Here is a 23,072-nt window from a genome sequence, read left to right on the forward strand (position 1 = left end):
ATCTAATCAGTTACCTGATATTACAAATTGACAATGTACTTGTCTTACACCGTATGTCGGATACTTGCAGTATATGTCATAAGCACGTTTAGCATAGTTCATGGAGAAGTATGTCTGATTGTTTCAGGACATTTTTCAGCTTGTCTGTAACAGTTTAATTAGAAGCCAGTTCATGCTGCCTGAAATAGTACATCCCATAAAAAAATAAAAATAGTATTCTAACATTCCTGTGAGGTTCTGATTGTTATTTTTCAGTTCTCTTAGCTTTTCATACTGTTTCTCTATATCTCTGACATTGTCAGGATGGAGATAGTCCAACATTAATTCATGACGGAATTTTAATAGTTGGTAGTAAACGACGGCGTCTTGGTTTTCCTTCATTAGCTCGATTTCTTCCTTAACTTCATCCCTCATCTACTCTGCCTTGGCAACCCAATTATTCTTTAATGCGAGATACCAGTGATTCATTTTGGTTGCCACTAAGTCATAAGGGATTACTCTTTCTCAGTATCCAAGTCGGCAAATCTCTTTCTTGTCCTATTTATATAGCCTCGGAAATAAATGTAAAGGTGAAATAATCATGTATTGTAGGAAATTTCAAAACAGTTAAAAACATAAAGTGACAGACATTGTGCGGGGTGTCACAAGTAATAGGTCTTTGCGATTATTCAATTCCAAATTATGTAGTAATTTGGAATCAATTAGCGTAAAAAATGTTTATTTTTGGATATTTGATGTGTTAGTGTTTTTCCTGAGGAGGGGTGATTGTAGGATTATTGTATTATGCTTAGAGTGTTGGTTGAGATGTAGGTATAGGCTCTTGGATAAAAAGAATTGTTAAGGGAGAGGGAAAAAATGAAGAAATTAGTTCTTTTGTTTGTAATTGCTTTTGCAACAATTGGATTATCTTTGCCGCAACAAGTATCTGCCCAAGAAACTCAAAGTAATAGTCCTAAAGAGCAGCTCGGTTTTACTAAGGAACAGCTAGACAAGGTGAAGCAAAATATGGAGATTGAAGGAGTAGTATCTTCTGAGACTCAGGAAAAGCTTTTGGACAAGCTTGCTAAAGGAGAAGCCCTAGATTCTTTTGTTTTACCGGAAGAAAAAGCTGTTGACACGATTAAGAAAGAAACGGATAATGGTTATGAAATAACTTACATTTTTGCCGATGGTTCCTATACCCAAGCGGCTGTGGATGAACCTGATTTCTCTGTGGCTGGTGTAGGTATTAAAGATGGAAAGTGCCAAGGTGGATCAGGTTACACTAACTGCTCAGGCAGGAAAGTTTATTACAACAATAATGGTACATTTTCATTAAGTTTTAAAGCCAGCTATTCACTCGTCCAGGGTGGATTTGATTCAATCTCTAGCGCTGGAAAGTGGAACATTTGGACGGTTACAGGCAGTTACACTAACCCGAAGATGAGAATCATTAGAAAAAAAGAAACTGATTTCAAAAAAGCCGAAGCTAGACTTTCAGCTACATTGAATATCGGTGGAGGAGTAGGCAGTATAACACGAAGTGTTTCCCTCATCGTAGGTAAAGATAAAGCTAAAGCCCAGGGCAACACTTACTATTAAGATTACTTGGGGGTTATCAAATGCCAGCAGGAGATATTGTGTATCAAGTATTTGCTTATGGTGTACCAGCTTTAATTGTAGTAGGGATTGCAACGTTTACTATAAAAAAATATAAAAACAAAGGTCAAACTGACTGATGAAAAAAGGGGGCATAGAACCCTCAGCTTGTAGAGAAAACAATGTTTTTTCTACAAGCTTTTTTGTTTTATACAGTTTCTGTAGATATTCATCAAGTTTCAGATGCAGAAAAAGCGCTCCCACATGCCTAGCCCTGCTTGGCTAGGTATGTGGCAATCTTTTTCATGTTCTGGCATGCGGCTGTGAAGAGAACTTGTTCACTCACATTTCGTTTTCCCCTCAACCTGCAATAGCGAAGCCCATGCAGTTGTTTTGAATCTGCAAAGCTTCGCTCTATTTTCTCTTTTCTTTTTTTGTAGAGTTTTTTTCCTGAAACAGACAAGTGATTTTGTCTGACCTTTTCTTTATGATCTTCTCATACATGTCGAGTAATCACTTTCTGCCGTTTTTTTGATTTTGTAAAGTTTTCAAGCAACGGGTATGAGGAACATATTTCAGGATTTGATTTGTATGATCGGTAGCCTTTTCGGTCAGTTGTTGAGTATGTAAGTGTTTGGTGATTTGGACAAATATATCTAACTTGTTCACTGTCATAATGAATTTTCTATTTTGGAAACAAGCCTCGGATAGGGTGATAACGTCTATGTGCGATTACACCAAAGATTTGCCAGTCAGATGATCCTTTACAGATCGGAGTCGTTAAATATCCGTAATCAAGGGCAATGGCTTCTACTTGAAAACTAAATCGTGCGATTTGATGATCCAATCGGTCAAGATAGGGTATAGAATCATGGACATTTCTGGATCGGTTGTACTGTGGCGGATCTTTTTTTCAGCTTTCACTTCCTCTTTGGCTGTTAATGGCTTTTTTTCGTGTTCCTCCCGATCCTCTTGAATGGCTTCATTTAAATCCTTGATATAGTTTTGGTTATCCTGCGCAATTGTTTTTCTTGTGTATTTATGCTTGTTGGCATTGGCTTTAAGGTGTGTGGAGTCAGTGAATAGGACTCGTCCGCCCACCATGTCATGATTGATGGCTTGGAGAACGATCTCATCAAAGATGTCTTGGAAGATGGTAGTATCTTTAAAGCGTGTGATTCTGTTCCTGCTGATGGTGGAATGGTGCGGAACTGGATCGTTTATGTTCAATCCGAGAAACCATCTGTATGCTATATTGTAGTAAATTTCTTTTTCAAGCTGTCTTTCTGACCGGATACCATAGAGGTATCCGATAAACATCATTTTAAATAAAATAAGCGGATCAAGTGAGGGGCGGCCTTTATTTTCACTGTAGTGAGGTTTAACCTTTTCAATGATGAAAGATGAAAAAGAAGTCTATGTACTGATCAATTTTCCGAAACAGGTGATCCTCTTCGTCAAGCAGAACAAATTCGGCTGTGTTTTGAGAAGAGTTTCTTGTGTGGAACATGAGAAAGACACTGTCCTTTTAAGTCGTCTTTCTTTTATTTTATTACAGGAGAATGGATATTTTAAGGAAAAATAAAGGCTGTCGAGATTTTCTCGACAGCTTGAGTTCCTTCTAAAAAGGAGCTTTTCATTCTTCGAAATAAGGATTTACATGGATGAGCACTTCTTCTACATCTGAAAACTGTCTTTTGATTTCATTTCGAATTTCGCGGGCAATATCGTGTCCCTGCTTAATTGTCAAATCATGATCCAAAGATAAACGGACATCAAGCAATTTATAGTGGCCATGTTCTCGCGCGCGGATTCTATCAATTCGTTTTACTTGATCACATTGAAAAATAACAGCTTTATATTCCTCTATCAGCTCGGGATCAACACTCTTTTCCATGAGCACATCAACAGACGGCCTGATTAATTCCATTGAAATCTTAAAAATGAGGTAAGCAACGATTGCACTGGCAATGGCATCGGCGTACAACAGATAGGACCATCCGCGGGTGTTTCCGATGATAGCCAACAGAACGCCGATAAAAGCGGCAAGAGAGGCAACGATATCGCCTTTATGATCGTACGCAATCGCTATAATCGCTTTGCTGTTCCATTTTTCTCCTTGCTTTATAGAATAACGATATAAGATTTCCTTAGCCACGTACGAAATCAGAGCCGCAAACAATGCGCTGTATTGGGGAACGCTTGGCCCTTTAACAAAGGACAGAATCGCTTCTATGAGGATATAAACGGATACGATCACTAAGATAATTCCTACAATCGCCTCACTAATGACTTCAGCTTTTCCGTGACCAAAAGGATGGTCTTGATCGGGCGGTTTATTGGAAATTCCGATCACTGCCAAGACTGCAATCGAAGCAACGACATCTGCCGCGGAATGTATTCCGTCTGCAAACACGGCTTCACTATCGCCTACCAGCCCAAAAAAGACCTTTCCTGCCATTAAGATCAGATTGGCGATCAATGCAATCAAAGCAACTTTTCTGCTTATTTGTTCTCTTTCACTTGCCATTTTTTCCTCCTATAAAACTGCACAAAAAAATAGGAGTGCTCTATATACGCTCTCCGTATCCTTTCCTGTGTAATCACTTTGCTTATCATACCAATTCAATTTCGAGTGGGTCTATAGCAACGTTGTTTCCTGTTTACTAATAAATAAGGTGACAGAAAAAAAGTTGGAGCTGTGCTAAAAGGTCATACAGCAAACAAATGAGTTCTTATGTAACAACAGTGATGATTCGCCATTAAAATGCTGCCGTCAGTGAAAAATTTCCACCTGATTGTTAAAAACCTATTGACATGAGAAGATCTGTATTTTATTATTATCTCATATTCAAGATATTTTAATTCAAGATATTTGGTCGAAAAGATCAGCGATCAAGCGCAATTCTAAGTGTTCAATCGTTGTCGTTCTTTTACACAATATTCAATATGATTTTTTATAACATGATATCTCGAATTCGAGATAAAAGGGAGTGTAGCGTAATGGCTGAATTTACACATTTAGTCAATGAAAGACGATCTGCAAGCAATTTTCTTTCAGGTCATCCAATCACAAAAGAAGATCTCAATGAGATGTTTGAATTGGTTGCATTGGCGCCATCGGCTTTTAATTTGCAGCATACAAAATATGTGACGGTTCTTGACCAGGACGTAAAAGAAAAGCTGAAGCAGGCCGCAAACGGACAATATAAAGTGGTTAGCTCTTCTGCGGTTCTCTTGGTATTAGGGGATAAGCAGGCATATCAACAAGCGTCCGATATCTATGAAGGGTTAAAGGTATTGGGGATATTAAATAAGCAAGAGTATGACCACATGGTGCACGACACCGTTTCGTTTTATGAAAACAGGGGAGAACAATTTAAGAGAGATGAGGCGATAAGGAATGCTTCACTTTCTGCGATGATGTTTATGCTGAGTGCTAAGGAAAAAGGCTGGGATACCTGCCCGATGATCGGCTTTGATGCGGAAGCCGTAAAACGGATTTTGAACATAGACGACCAATTTGAGGTTGTCATGATGATTACGATTGGAAAAGAAAAAAAGAGAGCAGAAGACCGCGCGGCTACCGGAAGCCTGTGAATGAGTTTGTTGAGTATATGTAAAAGGAGCGGATAAAAATGGCTAAAAAAACGATGGGAATTCATCATATTACGGCGATTGTCGGTCACCCTCAAGAGAACACAGATTTCTACGCAGGAGTGCTTGGGCTTCGTTTGGTCAAGAAAACTGTCAATTTTGATGACCCAGGTACGTATCATCTTTATTTTGGGAATGAAGGCGGGAAGCCGGGAACAATCATTACCTTCTTTCCGTGGGCCGGAGCCCGCCAAGGCGTCATTGGAGACGGTCAAGTTGGCGTGACTTCGTATGTTGTGCCGAAAGGGGCTATGGCGTTTTGGGAAAAGAGACTAGAAAAGTTCAACGTTCCCTACACCAAAATCGAGCGCTTTGGGGAAAAATATGTAGAATTTGATGATCCTCATGGACTGCACTTAGAAATCGTGGAAAGAGAAGAAGGAGAGGCTAATACGTGGACTTTCGGAGATGTAACGCCCGATGTTGCCATTAAAGGTTTTGGGGGTGCAACCTTATTATCAGCGCAGCCTGACAAAACCGCTGACCTTTTAGAAAACATCATGGGGCTGGAGCGAGTCGGCAAAGAGGGAGACTTCGTTCGTTATCGTTCCGCCGGTGATATCGGAAATGTGATTGACCTTAAGTTAACGCCTATTGGCCGCGGGCAAATGGGGGCCGGAACGGTGCATCACATCGCTTGGCGGGCTAACGATGATGAAGATCAGTTAGATTGGCAAAGATATATTGCTTCGCACGGATATGGTGTAACTCCTGTTCGGGATAGAAACTACTTTAATGCCATTTACTTCAGGGAACACGGGGAAATCCTGTTTGAAATCGCAACTGATCCCCCAGGCTTTGCACATGATGAAACACAGGAAACAATGGGCGAAAAACTGATGCTGCCTGTGCAATATGAACCGCATCGCACACAAATTGAACAAGGGCTGCTGCCGTTTGAAGTAAGAGAGTTAGATTGATTTGACACATAAAAAATAAAGAAACATATATTCAATTGATGATTGCTGGATACCGTCAGCAAAGAATTAGATAAAATTAAAGATGAGGAGAGATACAAATGGAAGATGCAGGACTGTTGCTTATTCGTATAATGATTGGTGTGGTGTTTTTGTTTTATGGCACACAAAAATTATTCGGCTGGTTTGGCGGATACGGGATTAAAGGAACCGGACAATGGTTCGAATCAATTGGGGTGAAACCAGGAAACGTTGCGGCCGCTCTATCAGGTCTTGGGGAGTTAGTAAGCGGAATTCTATTTATTTTAGGCGTATTCCTCCCGCTTGGAGCTGCTATCATAACGATCATTATGTTAGGTGCCATCGTAAAAGTCCATGGAGCGAAAGGTTTTGCGAATGGCGCGGGAGGTTTTGAATATAACTTGGTGCTCATTGCAGTTTCCATAGGGGTTGCACTCATCGGTTCAGGAGCTTACGCTTTGCATTTTTAATAAGAAAGTATGTAAGAACAGTTGCTGCTTGTCAGTAACTGTTCTTTTGTTTTGACATTTTCGGCAAGCTTGCAGGTACTCTGCAAAGCAAAAAAGCGGATATAATAAATATAAATCTGTATAGTGAATGATACGTATTGATGAGCTTGTTCATGAAAAACAGACCCATTTGAAGGAGTAAATGGATGAAAGAGATGACAGAATTACATTCATTAGATTCGATAGAAAATTTTATCAAACAGCACAAATTCAGTTTTATTTTTATATCAAGGCCTGGCTGTACAGTATGTCACGCAGTCCTGCCCCAGCTCAGAATAGTATTGGATCAGTTTCCAAACATCAAATTGGGGCATATTAATGCTGACGATGTAGCAGAGGTTGCCGGCAGATTTTCAGTTTTCACCGTTCCTGTGCTTCTTTTGTTCATTGATGGGACTGAGTTTCTAAGAGAAGCCCGTTTTGTTCATTTTGAACAGCTTGAACAAAAGCTAAAAAGGGTTTATCGATTATATAAAGGCGAATAAAGAAATAAGGCAAAAAAAAGAACTCAAATGAGTTCTTTTTTTTGTGCATCATTTTATTCTTCACTAGGCGAAGAAGGGTTATCAACCTGCCCTTGATCACTTGTATCATTATCACAACTTGCTGAAATAATAATTGAATGAGAAGGAGAGTAATCTCCTAATGTGAAATTCACTCCGTAATTTTTGCTGTTCGCAGTATGGCTGTTTTGCAAGTTTTGTCCGATATCTGTATTGGCGTTTTGTGTCATTCCATTTATCGTGAGATTTGAGATGTTGATTTGAGATCGCATGCTTCAAAAACTCCTTTCACTCAGAAGTAGCCGTCATAGAGGACGCTGGCAGTCTATTTACTTCTATGATATTGCGTTTTTATATCATTGCATCAACATAATGGTAAAAATAATAGCGAGTGAATGAGCATCTCTTTTGAAGATGATCAACCTATCAGCAGAAATAAAGCCGCCTGATAAAGAGGCGGCAGATCGTTATATGTCATCTATGAATTTGATGTATCGTTTTTCGTTTGCCTGAAGGATAAGATGGTCGTTTTTAATGATGAGTAGGAGCCTATAGCAGCGTAGCCATAAAACCAGCCCATAAATACGCCAGAAAAGAGGCTGTGTCGATGGCTTATGAAAACAGAAATGACAAGGCCTGTTATTAAGGCAACTGACGGTACAAAAGTTTTGGGGATTTTCAATAATATTTTGAGGATTTGGGTTATCAATATGATGATTGGAACAGCTATCACAGCATCCCAAAAGTTCGTGTGAATAATTGGAAAAGCCATACGGCACCTCATGAAGTGTTTATTTCTTAATTTTTACGCTAAAAGCTTGGAAAGCAGCTCTTGGATCGCATATGTTACATTTTGGGATTGATTGGCGGAGCTTGTTTGGCTTAAAGTATTGGATTCAAAAACCAAACCTGTATTACTCCCACCGGAACCTTCTGTTGTTTTAGACACAGAGAACGGGCTGATGGAAACTGCAAATCCGTTATTAAAAACGCTGTTCCCGGATATCGAATGAATATAAACTGGGAATTTCATCATTCATCTCTCCTCTCTGTTATGACTGTTTATACAATATGGTGTGTGAGCAGCAGTTGCTTAAACAAAACGGCAAAAACTTTCAGTAAGAGACAAAAACCTGCAAAATGCCACAAGCGCCTTTTGTTAATGCAGCTTTTTAGGGACGTTTTTTTTATTTTTTTTACCAACTTCATCAAAAATATTCTGATTGCCAGACTGGGCTTGTCCATCCTTATTTATGAAATCGGGGTGAATGAGTTTTTTCAGATCCCTGACTGTTAAAGGCTTGGCGTCATCGGTTAATTCTATTCCTAATTGCCCGTTTGCCTCTAATGTCGCAATTTTGACATCTTGTATACCCGTAACGCCGTGAAGCCGTAGCTGCATTTCAAGCTGATCAACTGTAAGTCTCATCTTCTTTAAGTTTTCGATATGAAGCTGTCCGTTTTCAATAACAACTTTTGCTTCTCCGGTCAACATCTTTTCAATGAAGTTCGATCTCATTTGGATCCATTCTATAACGATGAGTGTGCTTGTGAAAATTGCCGCTGCAATTAATGTTTTGAAGAGGCTGTACTCGATGATTGGCTGAACGATAATAGTTCCGATCGAAATCATGACAACCGTTTGAGTCGACGTCATTTGTGCGATTGATTTCCTTCCTGAAATTCTCAGCAAAATGACCCCGGCTACAATGAGAACAAGAGATTCCCAAGTGAAATTCATGCTACCACCTGACCAATGATGAATTAGATTTGTCATGGGATTGGCTTTTCTTCCGGCCAATCGCAATTTAATATATCCGAAAGGCAGTCGGTTCATTCTGTCCTGAACCGAACAATATTTTTGGTATAGATGGATATATTAAGCCAAACAATGATAGCAACAGGAGTTTTTTGGCCGAAACAATCTGGGAAGCGGGGAGCGCCATAACATGATTGAACTTGAAGTTGTCATTAGAACGGTTGCCAGCTTTGGCTTGCTGTTAATCGCAGAACGAATTTTAGGCAAACAGACAATCTCTCAAATGACGATTTTTGATTTTATTGCGGCGATCACACTAGGGGCGATTGCTGCCGGATTAGCTTACAATACTTCAATAAAACCGCACAATATGGCCATTTCGTTTAGTATTTTTGTGCTAACCATTTTTCTAATTTCGTTCCTGTCGATAAAGAACAGGAAGCTGAGGAAATTTTTTGCCGGAGATCCTACAGTGCTGATTCAAAACGGGAAGATACTTGAATCAAATATGAGGAAAATGCGTTACACACTTGATTATTTAAATCAGCAATTACGGGAAAAAGAAATATTTAATATCGAAGAAGTTCTTTTTGCCATTCTTGAAACGAATGGTCAGCTGACTGTGTTAAGAAAACCGCAATTCCGGCATGTGACCAAACAGGATTTAATGATTGCGGTAAACCAAGAACACAGGCTTCCGATAGAGCTTATTATGGACGGAGAAATCATTGAGAATAATTTAAAGCAGAATCGTTTGACGGAATCCTGGCTTTTGGAGGAATTGCGAAAAAGAGACATAAAGGTGAAAGAGACCGTGTACGCAGTGCTGCTGGGTAATGGAGATATTTATGTGGATCAGTATAAAGACCATATATCAGTCCCTATGGATAAGGAATGAAGGAACAATCAATCTTAAAGCCCCTTATTGAACGCAATGGTTTCAATTTGTCTTGGGTACGAAATGTGCAGAAGCCCGTTTAACAGCTGAATCTGTAACAAATGAGTTTCAGCGGCTTCGGGAAGCTGAATGATTCGCTCAATTTCTCCGTAATACCGTTCACGCATCACTTCCATTTCGGCAGGAAAAACAGGCGTGATCGTCCCTTTGATCAACAGCTGGGTTTTAGATAGTAAACGGATCGTTAATTCTTCCTCATACACACCGGGCATTTCCACAATGATAAAATTATATTCTTCATCTTGATAAAAGTCGTAAACAAACGTAGAAGCTTCGGAATCAAAAAAATGTTCCGGGGCTTTATATTTGAGCACATTTGTCCAAAAGTCACTTTGTTTATATTCATTCGTAATCTCAAGCCACTTTCGAATTTTTTCGAAATCCATATGAAATTCTCCTTAAATTTGATTTGCGATCGGTGCAGAAGGGTTTCCGATTTGGTCTTGGTCACTAACGTCTGAATCAATATTTCCAGTGTTCAAAAGTGAAGACGTAGGCGAAAGATCCCCTAAGGAAAAGTTTGCTCCAAAATATTTGCTGTTCGCAGTATGGCTGTTGTGCACAGTCGGGCCGACATCTATATTTCCGTTTTGCGTGACGCCGTTGATCTTAATATTTGCGATGTTAATTTGATATGGCATAGACGAAACCCCTTTAATCTAAAATTGGCGGTGGTGCAATCGGAGGAGCATTAACGTTGGATGTATCAGAGTTGCCGATAGATGTCTGGTCATTTACATCAGGATCGTTTAAGAAGTTTTCCATTACGGATTCTGTAGGTGATGTATCACCGAAAGAAGAGTTGGTCCCTTGAGATTTTTGATTGTTGGTAGGGCTGTTATAAGCAGCTTCGCCTATTGTAATTGAACCATTGCCCGAAATACTGTTGATCTTCAAATAATATAGGTTGATTACTGTAGACGGCATCCCATCACACCTTTCCATCTTTCTGTACAGTACATTATGCGCCGCTGCACCCAATTGTTCCTTGCATTTGCGGGCAAAACTCTATCTGGCCCCGGAGTGATGCTCGTTAGAAAAAAAGAATAAAGTTTGTCACAGCCTGAATGTCAATCTATTCAGAAAAAACTTATCAGTGAATGAAAAGCCATTGATATAGTAATCAATGAATTTATTCAGTTATTCGAAATACATGAGACCCTTTAATAAAGGAAGCTGGCAAACAGGATCAGTTTGAAATCATTGACAATGAAGCTAATGGCATGGAATAATACTCATGAGTAACATTACTTGTGAGTATTATTTTTGGGGGTGGTCCTCGTTGAAAAGTAAAAAAGGACGTAAAGGAGAAGAAAGCCGGAAACGGTTACTCAAAGCTGCTGCTAATGAATTTTCGGTTCGGGGATTCCATGACGCGAAGGTAAGTGAAATTGTGAAAAATGCTGGGTTCACGCAGCCTTCATTTTACCTGTACTTTCAAAGCAAAGAAGCCATCTTTGCCGAGTTAATAACCGATTTTCACTCTCGAGTCAGAAAGCTGACAGAGTCACTTCTTCTGGAAAACGGATTAAACACGGAGGATGTGTCAAAACGGGTACTGCTAGCTGTAGAGACTGTTTTTCAATTTTTGGATGAGGACAAGGATTTAACCAAGATCGGCTTTTTTCTCAACCCGGAAGCAAAACAAATGAAAAAAGACTTGGCGATGGTTTTGAAAGAGAACTTAGAAGCAGAACAGCGGCTTGGCTATTTTCACTCTGAACTGGATATGGAAACTGTCGCTGAGTGTTTGGTCGGCATGATTGAACATTTAACCGATTCATTTTTGTTAACCGGAATCAAAGATCCGGCAAGCCTCGCAGCAGAGGTTGTGAATCTTTTAATTTACGGGATGCTTCCGAAAGGGAATGATGTAAGATGATATCTATTATTACGAAAGTCAGTTTGGCAGTTTTTATGCTTGCGGGAGGCATCATAAAGGTAAGCCGCGTTCCCTTTCAAGTTGAGCATTGGTGGCATTATCAATATCCATTATGGTTTCTGACTGTTACTGGCATTCTTGAAATAGCCGGGGCACTTGCTATGACAGCGGGAATTTGGAATCGGTATGCAGCGATTGGAGCAGGTGTTCTGTTTGTCGTTCTCATGGCGGGAGCCATTCATGCGCATATGTTTCGAGCAAGACAATCGGTCATCATGGTGATACCAGCGATGATTTGTTTGATTGTTTCTATCATGATCATCATGGGGAGTTACACGTAAGCTTTTCACTAATGTTTAAGAACAAGCCCATTTGCAGGAAATCTCCTTTTCTTATCGAATAATAGAAAGTCCAGGAATTAACTGAATCAGTAAAATAGAGCTCCATTTCTGCGTTATTCGTCCGGCATCAGCTGGGCTTTTTTTATAAAGGAGGAATACAGGATGGCATTCACTTTGGAAGACATGACTGAGGAAGAGTTCGAAGCCTTTCGCGGGATGTCCGTGCAAAATTATGCGAAACAAAACATAACGTCAGGAACTTGGACGGAAAAAGAGGCGCTTGAGAAATCGGAGCAGGCATATGAGAACATGGTTCCGAATGGGCGAGACAGCAGCAATCATTATTTTTGGAACATCACAAATGACCAAGGGGAAAGAATGGGCTGGCTCTGGCTGTATGCTGATCCGTTTCATCCGCAAAAGGAAGCGTTTATCTATTCCTTTGGGTTGTATGAAGCCTTTCGCGGAAAAGGACTTGCTCAATTGGCGCTTCAAACGCTTGATGAAAGAGCAAGAGAGCTTGGTGCGGAAAGGCTGGCTCTTCATGTGTTTGCACACAACGAGACAGCCGTCTATCTTTATCAGAAGATGGGTTATGCCATGACCAACATACGTATGCGGAAACAGCTATGCTGAAAAGCCGCTTACGTTACCCAAATACAACATGCCTATCTGGAAGCAGTGGCAGGGTACTATAAGTCATCATTAGAAACATTAAGGTCATGGGAAGGCTTGAACATATAAAGAAAAAAGGACAACAGCTGTTGTCCTTTTCAATGCCGCTTGAACTTTCTCCCTCAGTCTTTTTTGTCTTGATGATCCAGCTCTTTTATTCGTTTCGTAAGCTCATTGAAAGCTTGATCAAGCTCTTTATACCCTTTATCATTTGGTATCATAAAACTGAGCTTTCCCAGCACTTCTTGTCTTTCTGTCTCAAGCTTTAACCGAAGCTCCTCCCGCTCATTTCTTTCTGAAGGAGCGTCGTTTAACTGCTTTTCGATGCCGTTGTTTGAGATGACGAGTTTACTGTTTGTTGTTTTTTCGAGAAAGTATCGGTCATGTGAAACCGCCAGCAATGTGCCGCTGTATTGTGATAGTGTTTCTTCCAGCTGTTCGCGTGACGGCAGGTCGAGATGGTTTGTCGGCTCATCTAAAATCAGCACGTCTTTTTCCTCCAGAATATATGCCATCAGCTTGATCTTTACACGCTCACCCATACTCATATGCTTGATCGGTTCAGTCCATTGGGCGGCTGTAAAACCTAAGTGCCTCATCAGATTTTGAACGTGCCCCCTTGCTTTGAATGTTTCATTCTTAAATAACTCTTCCGGTGTTTGTTCTAAAGGCAAATCAAACACCTCCTGCGTTAAATAGCCGATGTTTGCGGACGGCGACACCCATACGCTTCCTTCTGCTGTTTCCTGTCCAAGAATGATGTTCAGTAATGTCGTTTTTCCGCTGCCATTGGGGCCTATGATCGCAACCTTTTCGCCGTGCTGAATCGTAAAGTTTGCGTTTTTAAAGAGGGTCCTTTCTCCAAACGCTTTTGTTACATTCTGAACTTCTAAAAAACGTTTTCCTGTTTTGTGGGTTGTATCGATTGAAAAGCGGACTGTATATTCTGGGGTAACGGGTTCCGCCTTTGCTTTTTCAAGCTCTTTTTCAAGCCGCTTCTGCTTGGATTTTATCTGGGCATCCGTACGCTTCGCTTTTACCCGGTGATATTCTTTAAACCCTTCCTTTTTCGTCGATTGAGCATGGGCTTTTTCCGACCAAGAAGCGAGCCCATTCATTTGTGCTTCAATCCGTTCAATCATTTTTTGCTGCTTTTCATATTCACGCTGCTGGGTGAGTCTTTTCTTCTCCCGGAACTTCATATACCCGGAGTAATTCCCTTTGAATTCAATCAGCGTCTGATCCTCAAGCGACCATATTTTTGTTGCGGCTTCGTCTAAAAAATATCGATCGTGAGAAACGAGAATCACAGTGCCGTTATAATGTTTCAGCTGTTGGATGAGAAATTGCAGGCTTTTTTCATCAAGGTGGTTTGTCGGTTCATCTAACAGCAGCAGATCTGCATCCTCTGATAGTCCTTTCGCCAGCCGCGCTTTTAGTTTTTCACCGCCGCTTAACTGATGAAAATCACGAAGAGGCACATGCCATTTCTCCAGTAACTTCTTTTCGGCAGGTGTCTGATCCGCAAAGGAATATGCCGCTGTTTCCTGTTCAACCAAAGCCAGTTTTATATCCTTTCGAAGGATTTGACCCTGTGCAGGGGCTAAGTCATTGTGAATGAGGTGCAGCAGCGTAGATTTCCCAGCGCCGTTTTTTCCGATAATCCCAATGATATCTCCTTGCTGAACACTGGCGTTTACATGTTTAAAAACAGTCAGATCCTTTACTTCATAGCTAACGTTTGTTAATGTTACGATCTCTTTCATCCATATCCCTCGCTTTAAAGGGAGAATAAAAAAATCCTCCCAAATGTGTTGGAAGGATTAGCCGTGCCTGTGCATGATCAATAAGCTATTTTTTATAAATAGCAGTGTCGTTTATATAGAAAATGGGCAGACTAATCCTATTTTTTTGATTTGAAATATTGATTTCAAACGGTAAAAATAAGATTAGTTAATCATTGTCCACCCATCATCCCTTCTTGTTTTGATTACAAACACTATAGCATACCTTCAAATTCAAAAGCAAAGGTCATTTTCATCAAAAAAACTCCTGCTCTCATTTTTGAGGCAGGAGTTTCGAGTGTTATTGATGCTTCGCTTTTCTCACTTTATAAATCACAATCAGCAAAATAAACCAAACCGGTGTGACAAATAAGGAAACACGAGTATCCTGTGCCAGTGCCAGCACAACCAGAACAAACGCCAGGAACGCAAGAATCAGGTAATTTGTAAACGGATAAAGCGGAAGCTTAAACTTGTTTGTTTTCGCTAATTCAGGTCTTGTTTTGCGGTATTTCATATGGCAGATGACCGTAATTCCCCAAATGTAGATAAAGCATACGGTTGAAATACTTGTGATCAGGGTGAATACGCCTTCTGGCATGATGTAGTTTAACGTAACACCGATTAAAATCACGATAGCTGAAAAGAATAAAGCATTTCTTGGCACTTTACGCTGAGTCAGTTTCGCCATTGACTCAGGCGCATTGTGATCTTTCGCCAGGGAATAGACCATACGGCTTGTACTGAATACAGCGCTGTTGCACGCTGAAGCAGCGGAAGTCAATACAACAAAGTTGATAATACTTGCAGCCCCGACGATGCCAACCGCGACAAATACTTGTACGAATGGGCTTTCGCTGGGATTGATGACATCCCAAGGATAGATGCTCATAATCACGAGAAGAGCCCCGATATAAAAAAGCAGCACACGGACAGGGATATTGTTGATCGCCTTAGGGATTACTTTTTCAGGGTTTTCTGTTTCACCGGCCGTAAGCCCGACAAGCTCAATGCCGACAAAAGCAAACACAACCATCTGGAACGAGAGGATAAACCCGTGCATGCCATTCGGGAACAGGCCTCCGTGGCTCCAGAGGTTTGTGAAGCTGGACACTCCTGAGCTTGTGGAAAAGCCTTTGAAAATCATCACAAGGCCAATGACGATTAACGCCAAAATGGCAATGACTTTAATCAAAGCAAACCAAAATTCTAATTCTCCAAAAAGCTTGACTGTCGCCAGGTTCATAATCAGTAAAATAATTAGAGCGATTAAGCCGGGCACCCATTGCGGCACACCCGGGAGCCAATATTGAGTGTAGAGCCCGACTGCTGTCAGATCAGCCATCGCAATGGAAATCCAGCAGAACCAATATGTCCAGCCGGTGATAAATGCTGCCATATCGCCTAGGTAGTCTTGTACAAAGTCCACAAAAGAGTGATAGTTCAAGTTTGATAACAACAGTTCACCCAGCGATCTCATAATTAAGAAGCAAATAATCCCTGTGATCATATAAGCAAATAAAATCGAAGGTCCGGCAAAATGAATCGATTTGCCAGAGCCGAGAAATAAGCCTGTCCCAATGGCTCCGCCGATGGCGATGAGCTGGATATGCCTGTTTTTCAAGCCTCTCTGCAACGTTTGCTGATTTATATTGTCTTTCGTCATGTCGTCTGTCACTTTATGTGTTCCTCCATTGAAAATTGTTTATTGAGTCAGCAATCTATTTTTAATGATTATTATAACACTAAAATTTCTATCTTTTTTACTAAAAAAGGATTGATGAAAAGAATTTTAATGTGATTTGGACTATTTCCCGAAAAAAGCGGCTCCATTTAGGGAGCCGCTTTCTTATGCTTTTTCAGTTTTTTTCATAAACAGGTAGAGCCCGTAATCTGTCGGTGCGGATGCGTAGCCTGCCTGCCGCAGCATTGCTGTGATATTGCCGCGGTGGTATGTCCCGTGGTTGACAACGTGGGGAAGCAGTTCGGAAACAGTTGTTTTCATGATTCCGCTTGAGGGATTTTGAATCTGGAGTGGCTTATTGAGCTGTTCTTTTTGCTGTAAAAATAGTATATAGCGCTCGGATAACCTCAGAAAAAGGTCTTCCATTTCCTCTATTTCTTTAGCCTCTGTCTGTTCTTTAAGCTGTTCAGCTAAAGCCAAAGCATCGCTCAAGTTTTTGCCGGAAAACACTTCAATCCAGCCGAGATCAGAAAGATAAACATGAGACAATACATGGGATATTGACGGAAACACGCTTTGAATTTCTTGATGGTATACCTCTTTTGGAAGCTCTTTTAATCGGTTGAATATTTGTTGATTGGCCCAGACGTTATATTCATACAATTTGAATGCAAAATCTGACATGTTAAAATTCCCCCTTTCGTGTGTATAGCTTCCATTATACACGAACATGAGTTCCTATGTGGAGTTGCCCGTGAATAAAATTTGTTGACATATATAGTTTAGAGGAATAAACTAATTGACATTGGACTTAAAGTTTAGCGGGGTAAACTATAATAAGGAGGGGAAGATATTGAATGAACAAAAGCTATGTCAGGCGATAAACCTGTTTGTGGAAGTCCTGCTTGAAGGGACAGAATTTGTGCATCGTGAAATCAATCAGGATGTCTTCAAGCATATCTCAAGGGAACAGGCAGACCTGTTGAAAATTTTAAAAGTCAAGGGCCCAACATCTCCCGGCAGCCTGGCCATGTACCAAAATGTACATAAGAGCGCGATCTCTAACAGACTGAAAAAGCTGCTCGAAAAGGGATTGGTTCAATGGGACGACTGTCCGGAAAAAAGTGATAGGCGCTCTAAGCTTATTAACATTACACCCAGTGGTGAACACATACTAGAAGAATTAGATTCTGCCATCTTTAACGCGCTCAAACCGCTGATTGATGATATAGATGAGGAACACTTACATTCCATTATCGAGATATTCACCATTTTAAAAAGCAAATTTAAAGGAGGAGATTCTGCCGAATGAGAGCAATCATCAAATTCAAGTGGGCAATTGCAGCCATAGTATTAGCACTTACCGTCGTTTTGAGTTTGTTTTCTCCGAACTTAACGGAGCTGGCCAATCAAAAGGGGCAGGCCCAGCTTCCCGCTGATGCTGTTTCAGAAAGGGCAAACGCCATTTTAAAACAAGCGGGAGAAGACAATAATTCGATCAGTGTTGTCTTTACATTAGACAACGCTATAAAGAAAGAAACAGAGAATCAGCTCCGGATAATGATTGATAAAATTAAAAAGATCGACGGTGTAGAAGAGGTAACATCTCCTCTGTCAGCGGAAAAAGAAGTCAAAGACCAGTTGATGTCGAAAGACAAGAAAACCGTTCTCATGCCTGTCACGATTACAGGTTCTGATAAAAAGGCGGAAAAAATCGCGGACGAGATTTATCAAATCGTTCCTGATGATTTGACGGCTTATATTACGGGAGCTTCCCTTATCAACCAGGATTTCGCTCACAGCTCAGAGGAAGGGCTTAAGAAAACGGAAGTGATCACAGTCTGCCTGATCATCGGTTTACTGTTGATCGTGTTCCGATCTGTTGTGACGCCTTTTATCCCGATTGTGGTTGTCGGTTTTTCTTATCTGATCAGTCAATCCATACTGGGCATCCTTGTATACAATGTTGATTTTCCTATCTCGACGTTTACGCAAACCTTCTTAGTTGCGATCCTGTTCGGCATTGGAACAGATTACTGCATACTGCTTCTTACACGGTTCCGTGAAGAATTGGCAAACGGGCATGATAAAAAAGAAGCGGCGCTTATCGCTTACCGTACAGGGGGAAAAACCTTATTTATCAGCGGATTTGCGGTATTGATCGGATTTTCCGCCTTAGGATTTGCGAAGTTTGCGATTTTCCAATCCGCAGTAGGGGTAGCAGTCGGTGTGGGAATCTTAATGATCATCCTCTACACACTGCTGCCATTATTTATGGTGACGCTGGGTGAAAAATTATTCTGGCCTTCTAAGAAAGTGCTGTCACACAGTGATAACAAACTATGGGCGTTTCTCGGCAGACACTCCGTTGCGCGTCCGTTTCTGTTCATTGTCATAACGGTGGTGATTACGCTTCCGTTCATCTTGACCTATGATGACCAGATTTCATTCGACTCAACTGCGGAAATCAGCAACGATTATAAATCTATAAAAGCTCTCGAGGCCATTAAGGATGGATTCGGGGAAGGAAAAGCGTTCCCGATCAATGTTGTCGTAAAAGGAGACAAAGATCTTACAACAGCTGATACAATCCCTTATCTAGGAAATATCAGCAAAGCGATCGAGAAAGTTGATCATGTTGACTCTGTTATGACCATTACGCAGCCGACTGGTGAAAAAATCAAAGATTTATATATTGATAACCAGCTAGGATCGGTTTCAGACGGGCTGAATAAGACAGTAAAAGGGATTGCCGATGTCCAAAGCGGATTAACGGATATAGAAAACGGACTGAATCAAATGGCAGGGCAAACCGGCTCGGCCTCAAATGGAGGGTCTGGCGGTTCACTGGGCGATGCGGCAGATGGCTTGGGCAAAATCAATCAGCAGCTGCAGCTCGTGAGCAAACAGATTTCCCAAACCGGCAATACCGCACAGACCGTGCAGCAGCTTACGGCAATCAGCGGACAGCTTGGCCAGATTCAAACCGGCCTTGAACAAGCGAACCAACAGCTCTCAGGCCAGCAGGCACAAGCCGGAACGCTGACAGAAAGCCTAAAAAAGCTGTCCGAAGGCGTGAGGAGCGCAAATCAGGGCCTGACGAAAGTCTCTGACGGTATTACAGCTTCCAGTGATATGTTAGAGGACATGAGCAAAAGTCCAACTGTAAGAGATACAGGCATATTCATTCCTGGTCAAGTAATGAAGGACAAAGACTTTAAGAAGTCAATTGACCAGTATTCCTTTGCAGACGGCAAAGGTGTTCAATTAAGTGTCGTTCTGGATTCAAATCCGTACTCAGAACAAGCTATTGCGACAATAAACCAAATTAAAAAAGCGGTCGCAAACGAAGTTGACGGCACTCCTTTGGAGGATGCACAGATCGTATACGGCGGGGTCACGAGTATGAATGCGGACTTAAAAGAGCTATCCACAACGGACTTCTCCAGAACAATGGTGATTATGATTATAGGCCTGTTTATCGTGTTAACCATTTTGTTCCGCTCAATGATCATGCCGATTTATATGATCGCGTCATTGCTGCTGACGTACTATACGTCGATATCCATAACAGAATTAATTTTTGTAAACGGCTTAGGAAACGCCGGCGTCAGCTGGGCAGTGCCATTCTTCAGCTTTGTCATCTTGATCGCGTTAGGGGTAGATTATTCGATCTTCTTGCTGGATCGATTTAAGGAAGAGGTGCACCTTGGCATTGAGCAAGGTGTTGTCAGGTCAATGAGCAAAATGGGATCTGTCATTATTACAGCTGCCATTATATTGGCCGGTACGTTCGCGGCGATGATGCCTTCAGGTGTCAATACACTGATGCAGGTGGCAAGTGTTATCATCATCGGGCTCTTGCTTTACGGCCTTGTTATACTTCCGCTCTTCATCCCGGCAATCATTGCGACCTTTGGAGAAGGAAACTGGTGGCCGTTCGGCAGGAAGAAAGGAAAAGAGTAATCGAGAGAAGAGTGATGAATGGTCATCACTCTTTTTTCATGGCTAAACGACTAACTTCAAACGTGTTACCCAAAAAAGATCAGACGATCAAATGGCGGCTGTACTTAAAAACAAAGAGCCCGGAAAACATTCCCGGGCTCTTTGTTTTATTTCCATTCTGCAATTGTATCAATCGGCAGACGGTAGGAAGCATAGCCTTCGTCTGCTGCTTTTCCGATAGAAAGTAGCATAACCGGTACATAACGTTCTTTATCTAATCCGAAGGTTTCCGCGATGTTTTCTTTATCGTATCCGCCGATCGGGTTTGTATCGTAGCCATGCGCGCGTGCAGTCAGCATCAGCTGCATGGAAACAAGACCTCCATCAATCAGGATCGTTTCACGGTTGACCTGTGCCGGAAGCTTTTCAAAATGTGCGGTCAGCGCGGCGATTTGTCTGTCTTTGACCTCCTGCGGCATGTAACCAAGTTCCACGGCTTTTGAATAGATTTCTTCTAAGTAGTCTGCATTGTTCATGTCTGCAAATACAGCGATGACAGCAGATGATGTTGTGACCTGTGTTTGGTTAAAGCTTGCAAGCGGTGCGAGCTTTTCTTTTCCTTCCGGGCTGTCAATGACAAGAAAACGCCATGGCTGCGCGTTAACAGAAGATGGGGCAGTTGTTGCTTCCTCTAAGATCTCTGTCATTTCTTCTTTGCTGATTTTTACTGCCGGATCATAGTTGCGGATAGAACGGCGGCCTTTCATAATTTCCATAAAATCGTTTGTTTTGATCATGTTGATACACTCCTCTTAAGCTTCAATATTATCTATATTGTTTCGCATGCGCGCCAGCACATCAATGAGCAGGCGGCGTTCTTCTGCGCTTACATTTGCGAGCATTTCCTTCATGAAACGCTCCTTTTCCTTCTTAGAAGACTCAATTCGCTCTCTTCCTTGGTCTGTTAACCGAACAAGGGTGATGCGGTTGTCCTCAGGCTTGCGCCGCCTTGATACCATGCCTTTAGCTTCCAGCTGTTTCAGGTGTCTGGTAACGGCTGCGCTATCGATATTTACTTTCTTTTGAAGGTCGCTTTGACTGATCTCATCTGCATGATAAAGCAATGTCAGCAATTCCAAACGAGATTGGCTGATGCCCGTGCATGCCTCGAACTTCACGCCAATCACCTTGTTCACGCCTTGCAGCTGATATAAAATCTCGGCTTCCTCTGAACAAAATGACGCCAAAACCCATCCCTTCTTTCCTGTCAAAACTATTAATTGATATATCAATGATTGATACGTCAATTAATATACAACGATTGATTTCATCTTGCAAGCTATTTGCACTCTAGAAAAACCTCCCAGCGTATAAAATTCGCTAGGCTAGAACTTAGCAAAAAAAGCTGGCCGCTTCTTCAGATGATGCTGGTCACGATGATTCCCTGCAACATTCCCATTTATAGGTGTTCGGAATATCACTTTGCCGTGCCCATGCTCAAGCGGCTTTCACAGGCTGAAAGTTATGATACAATATACAAATGTTTCACAGCTTCAATCCATTGTTGGAGCTGACATCCATTATATAAGGGACTAGGTTGAAGGGAAGGTTTGATAACATGCTGCACAATCCAACTGGAAAAGAACGCTTGGCACTAGCGTTTCTGCTCGGTATGCTTGCTATATTGGGCCCGCTTAATATAGATATGTATTTGCCAAGTTTTCCTGAAATCGCGGAAGATTTATCAGCAAGTGCTTCACTTGTTCAGTTAAGTTTAACAGCCTGTCTGGTCGGACTTACGATCGGCCAGCTGATTGTCGGGCCGGTCAGCGATGCGCAGGGAAGACGAAAACCGCTATTAATCTGTATTTTTTTATTTGCGTTATCTTCTCTGTTTTGTGCACTGTCGCCCAATATAACAACTTTAGTGGCTGCGCGTTTTTTACAAGGCTTCACTGCTTCTGCAGGGCTTGTGCTGTCTCGCGCAATCGTCCGCGATGTGTTTACCGGAAGAGAGCTTTCTAAATTTTTCTCGCTGTTAATGGTCATTACCGCGGTGGCGCCAATGGTTGCGCCTATGACAGGCGGTGCCATTTTGCTTTTGCCGTTCGCAACGTGGCATACAATTTTTCACGTCCTCATGATCATCGGATTTTTACTAGTTCTTCTGATTGCATTGAGGTTAAAAGAAACGCTTCCGCCGGAAAAACGGATTCCAAGCTCAATCGGAACATCCGTCAAAACGATGGGCAGCCTGCTGAAGGATCGATCCTTTATGGGGTACGCGTTAACTGTCGGATTTATTCACGGGGGAAGCTTTGCATATGTGTCTGGTACGCCTTTTGTATACCAGGATATCTACGGGGTGTCGCCGCAGGTATTTAGTATTCTTTTTGGCATTAACGGGCTGGCGATTATATCGGGCAGCTTTATCATCGGACGCTTTGGCGGAATCATTCATGAAAAAAGCCTGCTTCGTATAGCGGTCATTACGGCTATGATTGCGACGGCTGTGCTATTAACCATGACCATGATTCACGGTCCTCTTGCTACATTAGTCATATCCATTTTCATTTACATGATTACGATCGGCATGGTTCTGACCAGCACGTTTACCCTGGCCATGGAAAAGCAGGGGCACCGCGCCGGAAGTGCAAGTGCGCTGCTTGGGATGCTCCCGCTGCTCCTTGGTTCAATCGTGTCACCGCTTGTAGGCATTAATGAGACAACAGCCGTTCCGATGGGAGCGATCATGTTTGTAACAGCTGTCATCGGCTCACTGGCGTTTTTTGGATTAACGAAAGAACGAGTAGGGCAGAATTCATAAAAAAAACCTGACATGACGTCAGGTTTTTTGTT

Annotated in this window: 25 protein-coding genes and 2 pseudogenes; 12 read left to right on the forward strand and 15 right to left on the reverse strand. The window is 41.7% G+C overall.

Translation table 11 applies throughout. From position 1 onward, the window contains the following. Positions 1-135 precede the first annotated feature (135 nt). On the reverse strand, positions 136-414 hold the full coding sequence (locus tag NSQ09_RS08845) for a response regulator aspartate phosphatase (protein WP_026113660.1): 279 nt from the start codon (positions 412-414) through the stop codon (positions 136-138). A gap of 441 nt (positions 415-855) precedes the next feature. Here NSQ09_RS08845 and NSQ09_RS08850 point away from each other — a divergent pair, with 441 nt between their 5' ends. Next, on the forward strand, positions 856-1,581 hold the full coding sequence (locus tag NSQ09_RS08850) for a hypothetical protein (RefSeq protein WP_017695978.1): 726 nt from the start codon (positions 856-858) through the stop codon (positions 1,579-1,581). Positions 1,582-1,846: 265 nt separating this feature from the next. Here the strand turns inward: NSQ09_RS08850 and NSQ09_RS08855 are convergent. Both NSQ09_RS08855 and mneP read right to left on the reverse strand, forming a co-directional pair. Then, a pseudogene (locus tag NSQ09_RS08855) lies at positions 1,847-3,088 on the reverse strand (transposase). Positions 3,089-3,214: 126 nt separating this feature from the next. Beyond that, the gene (mneP, locus tag NSQ09_RS08860; protein ID WP_015252717.1) at positions 3,215-4,108 is read right to left on the reverse strand and encodes a manganese transporter MneP; all 894 of its coding nucleotides are present in this window, start codon (positions 4,106-4,108) and stop codon (positions 3,215-3,217) included. 473 nt (positions 4,109-4,581) lie between these two features. Between mneP and NSQ09_RS08865 the strand changes: the two are divergent. The 4 genes and pseudogenes from NSQ09_RS08865 to NSQ09_RS08880 all read left to right on the forward strand — a co-directional run bounded on the left by NSQ09_RS08865 (position 4,582) and on the right by NSQ09_RS08880 (position 7,167). Beyond that, positions 4,582-5,201 (forward strand): annotated as a pseudogene (locus NSQ09_RS08865) (nitroreductase family protein). Positions 5,202-5,216: 15 nt separating this feature from the next. Continuing rightward, entirely contained in the window at positions 5,217-6,155 is a 939-nt protein-coding gene (locus NSQ09_RS08870; RefSeq protein WP_128473653.1) for a ring-cleaving dioxygenase, read from the forward strand. A 98-nt stretch (positions 6,156-6,253) separates the two neighbouring features. Next, the gene (locus NSQ09_RS08875; protein WP_003234169.1) at positions 6,254-6,643 is read left to right on the forward strand and encodes a DoxX family protein; all 390 of its coding nucleotides are present in this window, start codon (positions 6,254-6,256) and stop codon (positions 6,641-6,643) included. A gap of 185 nt (positions 6,644-6,828) precedes the next feature. Further along, positions 6,829-7,167 (forward strand): thioredoxin family protein, encoded by a 339-nt coding sequence (locus tag NSQ09_RS08880; RefSeq protein ID WP_042977035.1) that lies wholly within the window; start codon positions 6,829-6,831, stop codon positions 7,165-7,167. Positions 7,168-7,220: 53 nt separating this feature from the next. Here NSQ09_RS08880 and NSQ09_RS08885 read toward each other — a convergent pair whose 3' ends face one another. The 4 genes from NSQ09_RS08885 to NSQ09_RS08900 all read right to left on the reverse strand — a co-directional run bounded on the left by NSQ09_RS08885 (position 7,221) and on the right by NSQ09_RS08900 (position 8,926). Then, a complete protein-coding gene (locus NSQ09_RS08885) occupies positions 7,221-7,457 on the reverse strand; it encodes a spore germination protein (protein WP_003244342.1) in 237 nt (78 codons plus the stop codon). A gap of 206 nt (positions 7,458-7,663) precedes the next feature. Then, positions 7,664-7,957, reverse strand: coding sequence for a hypothetical protein (locus NSQ09_RS08890; protein ID WP_009969672.1), 294 nt, complete (start codon positions 7,955-7,957; stop codon positions 7,664-7,666). 33 nt (positions 7,958-7,990) lie between these two features. Next, on the reverse strand, positions 7,991-8,221 hold the full coding sequence (locus tag NSQ09_RS08895; RefSeq protein WP_017695984.1) for a spore germination protein: 231 nt from the start codon (positions 8,219-8,221) through the stop codon (positions 7,991-7,993). 123 nt (positions 8,222-8,344) lie between these two features. Then, positions 8,345-8,926, reverse strand: coding sequence for a DUF421 domain-containing protein (locus tag NSQ09_RS08900; protein WP_341031001.1), 582 nt, complete (start codon positions 8,924-8,926; stop codon positions 8,345-8,347). A 208-nt stretch (positions 8,927-9,134) separates the two neighbouring features. Here NSQ09_RS08900 and NSQ09_RS08905 point away from each other — a divergent pair, with 208 nt between their 5' ends. Further along, positions 9,135-9,842 (forward strand): DUF421 domain-containing protein, encoded by a 708-nt coding sequence (locus tag NSQ09_RS08905; protein WP_014478990.1) that lies wholly within the window; start codon positions 9,135-9,137, stop codon positions 9,840-9,842. A 14-nt stretch (positions 9,843-9,856) separates the two neighbouring features. Here NSQ09_RS08905 and cotP read toward each other — a convergent pair whose 3' ends face one another. Genes cotP through NSQ09_RS08920 form a run of 3 tightly spaced genes read right to left on the reverse strand, consistent with a single transcriptional unit; the run spans position 9,857 to position 10,829 of the window. Beyond that, positions 9,857-10,288, reverse strand: coding sequence for a spore coat protein CotP (cotP, locus tag NSQ09_RS08910; protein ID WP_341031004.1), 432 nt, complete (start codon positions 10,286-10,288; stop codon positions 9,857-9,859). A gap of 12 nt (positions 10,289-10,300) precedes the next feature. Next, on the reverse strand, positions 10,301-10,543 hold the full coding sequence (locus tag NSQ09_RS08915; protein ID WP_014478992.1) for a spore germination protein: 243 nt from the start codon (positions 10,541-10,543) through the stop codon (positions 10,301-10,303). Between the two features lie 13 nt (positions 10,544-10,556). Then, entirely contained in the window at positions 10,557-10,829 is a 273-nt protein-coding gene (locus NSQ09_RS08920) for a spore germination protein (protein ID WP_003243854.1), read from the reverse strand. A 355-nt stretch (positions 10,830-11,184) separates the two neighbouring features. On the opposite strand from NSQ09_RS08920, the gene NSQ09_RS08925 reads away from it, so the two are divergent. From NSQ09_RS08925 to NSQ09_RS08935, 3 genes are all read left to right on the forward strand, one after another. Next, positions 11,185-11,784: a TetR/AcrR family transcriptional regulator gene (locus tag NSQ09_RS08925; protein ID WP_341031009.1), complete on the forward strand. Its 600-nt coding sequence runs from the start codon at positions 11,185-11,187 to the stop codon at positions 11,782-11,784. Next, positions 11,781-12,125 (forward strand): DoxX family protein, encoded by a 345-nt coding sequence (locus NSQ09_RS08930; protein ID WP_017695988.1) that lies wholly within the window; start codon positions 11,781-11,783, stop codon positions 12,123-12,125. Before NSQ09_RS08925 ends, NSQ09_RS08930 begins: the two co-directional genes overlap by 4 nt. Before the next feature lie 162 nt (positions 12,126-12,287). Further along, the gene (locus NSQ09_RS08935) at positions 12,288-12,761 is read left to right on the forward strand and encodes a GNAT family N-acetyltransferase (RefSeq protein ID WP_026113662.1); all 474 of its coding nucleotides are present in this window, start codon (positions 12,288-12,290) and stop codon (positions 12,759-12,761) included. 161 nt (positions 12,762-12,922) lie between these two features. Here NSQ09_RS08935 and vmlR read toward each other — a convergent pair whose 3' ends face one another. The 3 genes from vmlR to dinB all read right to left on the reverse strand — a co-directional run bounded on the left by vmlR (position 12,923) and on the right by dinB (position 16,952). Beyond that, positions 12,923-14,566 (reverse strand): ABC-F type ribosomal protection protein VmlR, encoded by a 1,644-nt coding sequence (gene vmlR, locus NSQ09_RS08940; RefSeq protein ID WP_341031013.1) that lies wholly within the window; start codon positions 14,564-14,566, stop codon positions 12,923-12,925. Between the two features lie 319 nt (positions 14,567-14,885). After that, complete coding sequence (locus tag NSQ09_RS08945; RefSeq protein ID WP_014475969.1) at positions 14,886-16,262, reverse strand: amino acid permease; 1,377 nt, start codon at positions 16,260-16,262, stop codon at positions 14,886-14,888. 171 nt (positions 16,263-16,433) lie between these two features. Further along, a complete protein-coding gene (gene dinB, locus NSQ09_RS08950; protein ID WP_041351245.1) occupies positions 16,434-16,952 on the reverse strand; it encodes a damage-inducible protein DinB in 519 nt (172 codons plus the stop codon). A 169-nt stretch (positions 16,953-17,121) separates the two neighbouring features. Here dinB and NSQ09_RS08955 point away from each other — a divergent pair, with 169 nt between their 5' ends. Then, positions 17,122-17,580 (forward strand): MarR family transcriptional regulator, encoded by a 459-nt coding sequence (locus tag NSQ09_RS08955; RefSeq protein ID WP_003242874.1) that lies wholly within the window; start codon positions 17,122-17,124, stop codon positions 17,578-17,580. Further along, positions 17,577-20,234, forward strand: coding sequence for an MMPL family transporter (locus NSQ09_RS08960; RefSeq protein ID WP_014478998.1), 2,658 nt, complete (start codon positions 17,577-17,579; stop codon positions 20,232-20,234). Before NSQ09_RS08955 ends, NSQ09_RS08960 begins: the two co-directional genes overlap by 4 nt. Before the next feature lie 146 nt (positions 20,235-20,380). Here the strand turns inward: NSQ09_RS08960 and NSQ09_RS08965 are convergent, their stop codons facing one another. Then, entirely contained in the window at positions 20,381-21,010 is a 630-nt protein-coding gene (locus NSQ09_RS08965) for a nitroreductase family protein (RefSeq protein WP_003234135.1), read from the reverse strand. Between the two features lie 15 nt (positions 21,011-21,025). Next, positions 21,026-21,520 carry a MarR family transcriptional regulator gene (locus NSQ09_RS08970; protein WP_341031020.1) on the reverse strand — a complete coding sequence of 165 codons (495 nt, stop codon included), beginning with the start codon at positions 21,518-21,520 and terminating at the stop codon, positions 21,026-21,028. Between the two features lie 311 nt (positions 21,521-21,831). On the opposite strand from NSQ09_RS08970, the gene NSQ09_RS08975 reads away from it, so the two are divergent. Next, positions 21,832-23,040 carry an MFS transporter gene (locus NSQ09_RS08975; protein ID WP_014475975.1) on the forward strand — a complete coding sequence of 403 codons (1,209 nt, stop codon included), beginning with the start codon at positions 21,832-21,834 and terminating at the stop codon, positions 23,038-23,040. The last annotated feature ends 32 nt before the right edge of the window (positions 23,041-23,072 follow it).

Origin of the sequence: Bacillus sp. FSL W8-1202, from assembly GCF_038006165.1 — a bacterium.
Lineage (GTDB): Bacteria > Bacillota > Bacilli > Bacillales > Bacillaceae > Bacillus > Bacillus subtilis.

Bases quoted from the DNA above. Each gene is read 5' to 3' on its own strand.
- NSQ09_RS08845 (WP_026113660.1), bottom strand. From the start codon at position 414: ATGAGGGATGAAGTTAAGGAAGAAATCGAGCTAATGAAGGAAAACCAA.
- NSQ09_RS08850 (WP_017695978.1), top strand. From the start codon at position 856: ATGAAGAAATTAGTTCTTTTGTTTGTAATTGCTTTTGCAACAATTGGA.
- mneP (WP_015252717.1), bottom strand. From the start codon at position 4,108: ATGGCAAGTGAAAGAGAACAAATAAGCAGAAAAGTTGCTTTGATTGCA.
- NSQ09_RS08870 (WP_128473653.1), top strand. From the start codon at position 5,217: ATGGCTAAAAAAACGATGGGAATTCATCATATTACGGCGATTGTCGGT.
- NSQ09_RS08875 (WP_003234169.1), top strand. From the start codon at position 6,254: ATGGAAGATGCAGGACTGTTGCTTATTCGTATAATGATTGGTGTGGTG.
- NSQ09_RS08880 (WP_042977035.1), top strand. From the start codon at position 6,829: ATGAAAGAGATGACAGAATTACATTCATTAGATTCGATAGAAAATTTT.
- NSQ09_RS08885 (WP_003244342.1), bottom strand. From the start codon at position 7,457: ATGCGATCTCAAATCAACATCTCAAATCTCACGATAAATGGAATGACA.
- NSQ09_RS08890 (WP_009969672.1), bottom strand. From the start codon at position 7,957: ATGGCTTTTCCAATTATTCACACGAACTTTTGGGATGCTGTGATAGCT.
- NSQ09_RS08895 (WP_017695984.1), bottom strand. From the start codon at position 8,221: ATGATGAAATTCCCAGTTTATATTCATTCGATATCCGGGAACAGCGTT.
- NSQ09_RS08900 (WP_341031001.1), bottom strand. From the start codon at position 8,926: ATGAATTTCACTTGGGAATCTCTTGTTCTCATTGTAGCCGGGGTCATT.
- NSQ09_RS08905 (WP_014478990.1), top strand. From the start codon at position 9,135: ATGATTGAACTTGAAGTTGTCATTAGAACGGTTGCCAGCTTTGGCTTG.
- cotP (WP_341031004.1), bottom strand. From the start codon at position 10,288: ATGGATTTCGAAAAAATTCGAAAGTGGCTTGAGATTACGAATGAATAT.
- NSQ09_RS08915 (WP_014478992.1), bottom strand. From the start codon at position 10,543: ATGCCATATCAAATTAACATCGCAAATATTAAGATCAACGGCGTCACG.
- NSQ09_RS08920 (WP_003243854.1), bottom strand. From the start codon at position 10,829: ATGCCGTCTACAGTAATCAACCTATATTATTTGAAGATCAACAGTATT.
- NSQ09_RS08930 (WP_017695988.1), top strand. From the start codon at position 11,781: ATGATATCTATTATTACGAAAGTCAGTTTGGCAGTTTTTATGCTTGCG.
- NSQ09_RS08935 (WP_026113662.1), top strand. From the start codon at position 12,288: ATGGCATTCACTTTGGAAGACATGACTGAGGAAGAGTTCGAAGCCTTT.
- vmlR (WP_341031013.1), bottom strand. From the start codon at position 14,566: ATGAAAGAGATCGTAACATTAACAAACGTTAGCTATGAAGTAAAGGAT.
- dinB (WP_041351245.1), bottom strand. From the start codon at position 16,952: ATGTCAGATTTTGCATTCAAATTGTATGAATATAACGTCTGGGCCAAT.
- NSQ09_RS08960 (WP_014478998.1), top strand. From the start codon at position 17,577: ATGAGAGCAATCATCAAATTCAAGTGGGCAATTGCAGCCATAGTATTA.
- NSQ09_RS08965 (WP_003234135.1), bottom strand. From the start codon at position 21,010: ATGATCAAAACAAACGATTTTATGGAAATTATGAAAGGCCGCCGTTCT.
- NSQ09_RS08975 (WP_014475975.1), top strand. From the start codon at position 21,832: ATGCTGCACAATCCAACTGGAAAAGAACGCTTGGCACTAGCGTTTCTG.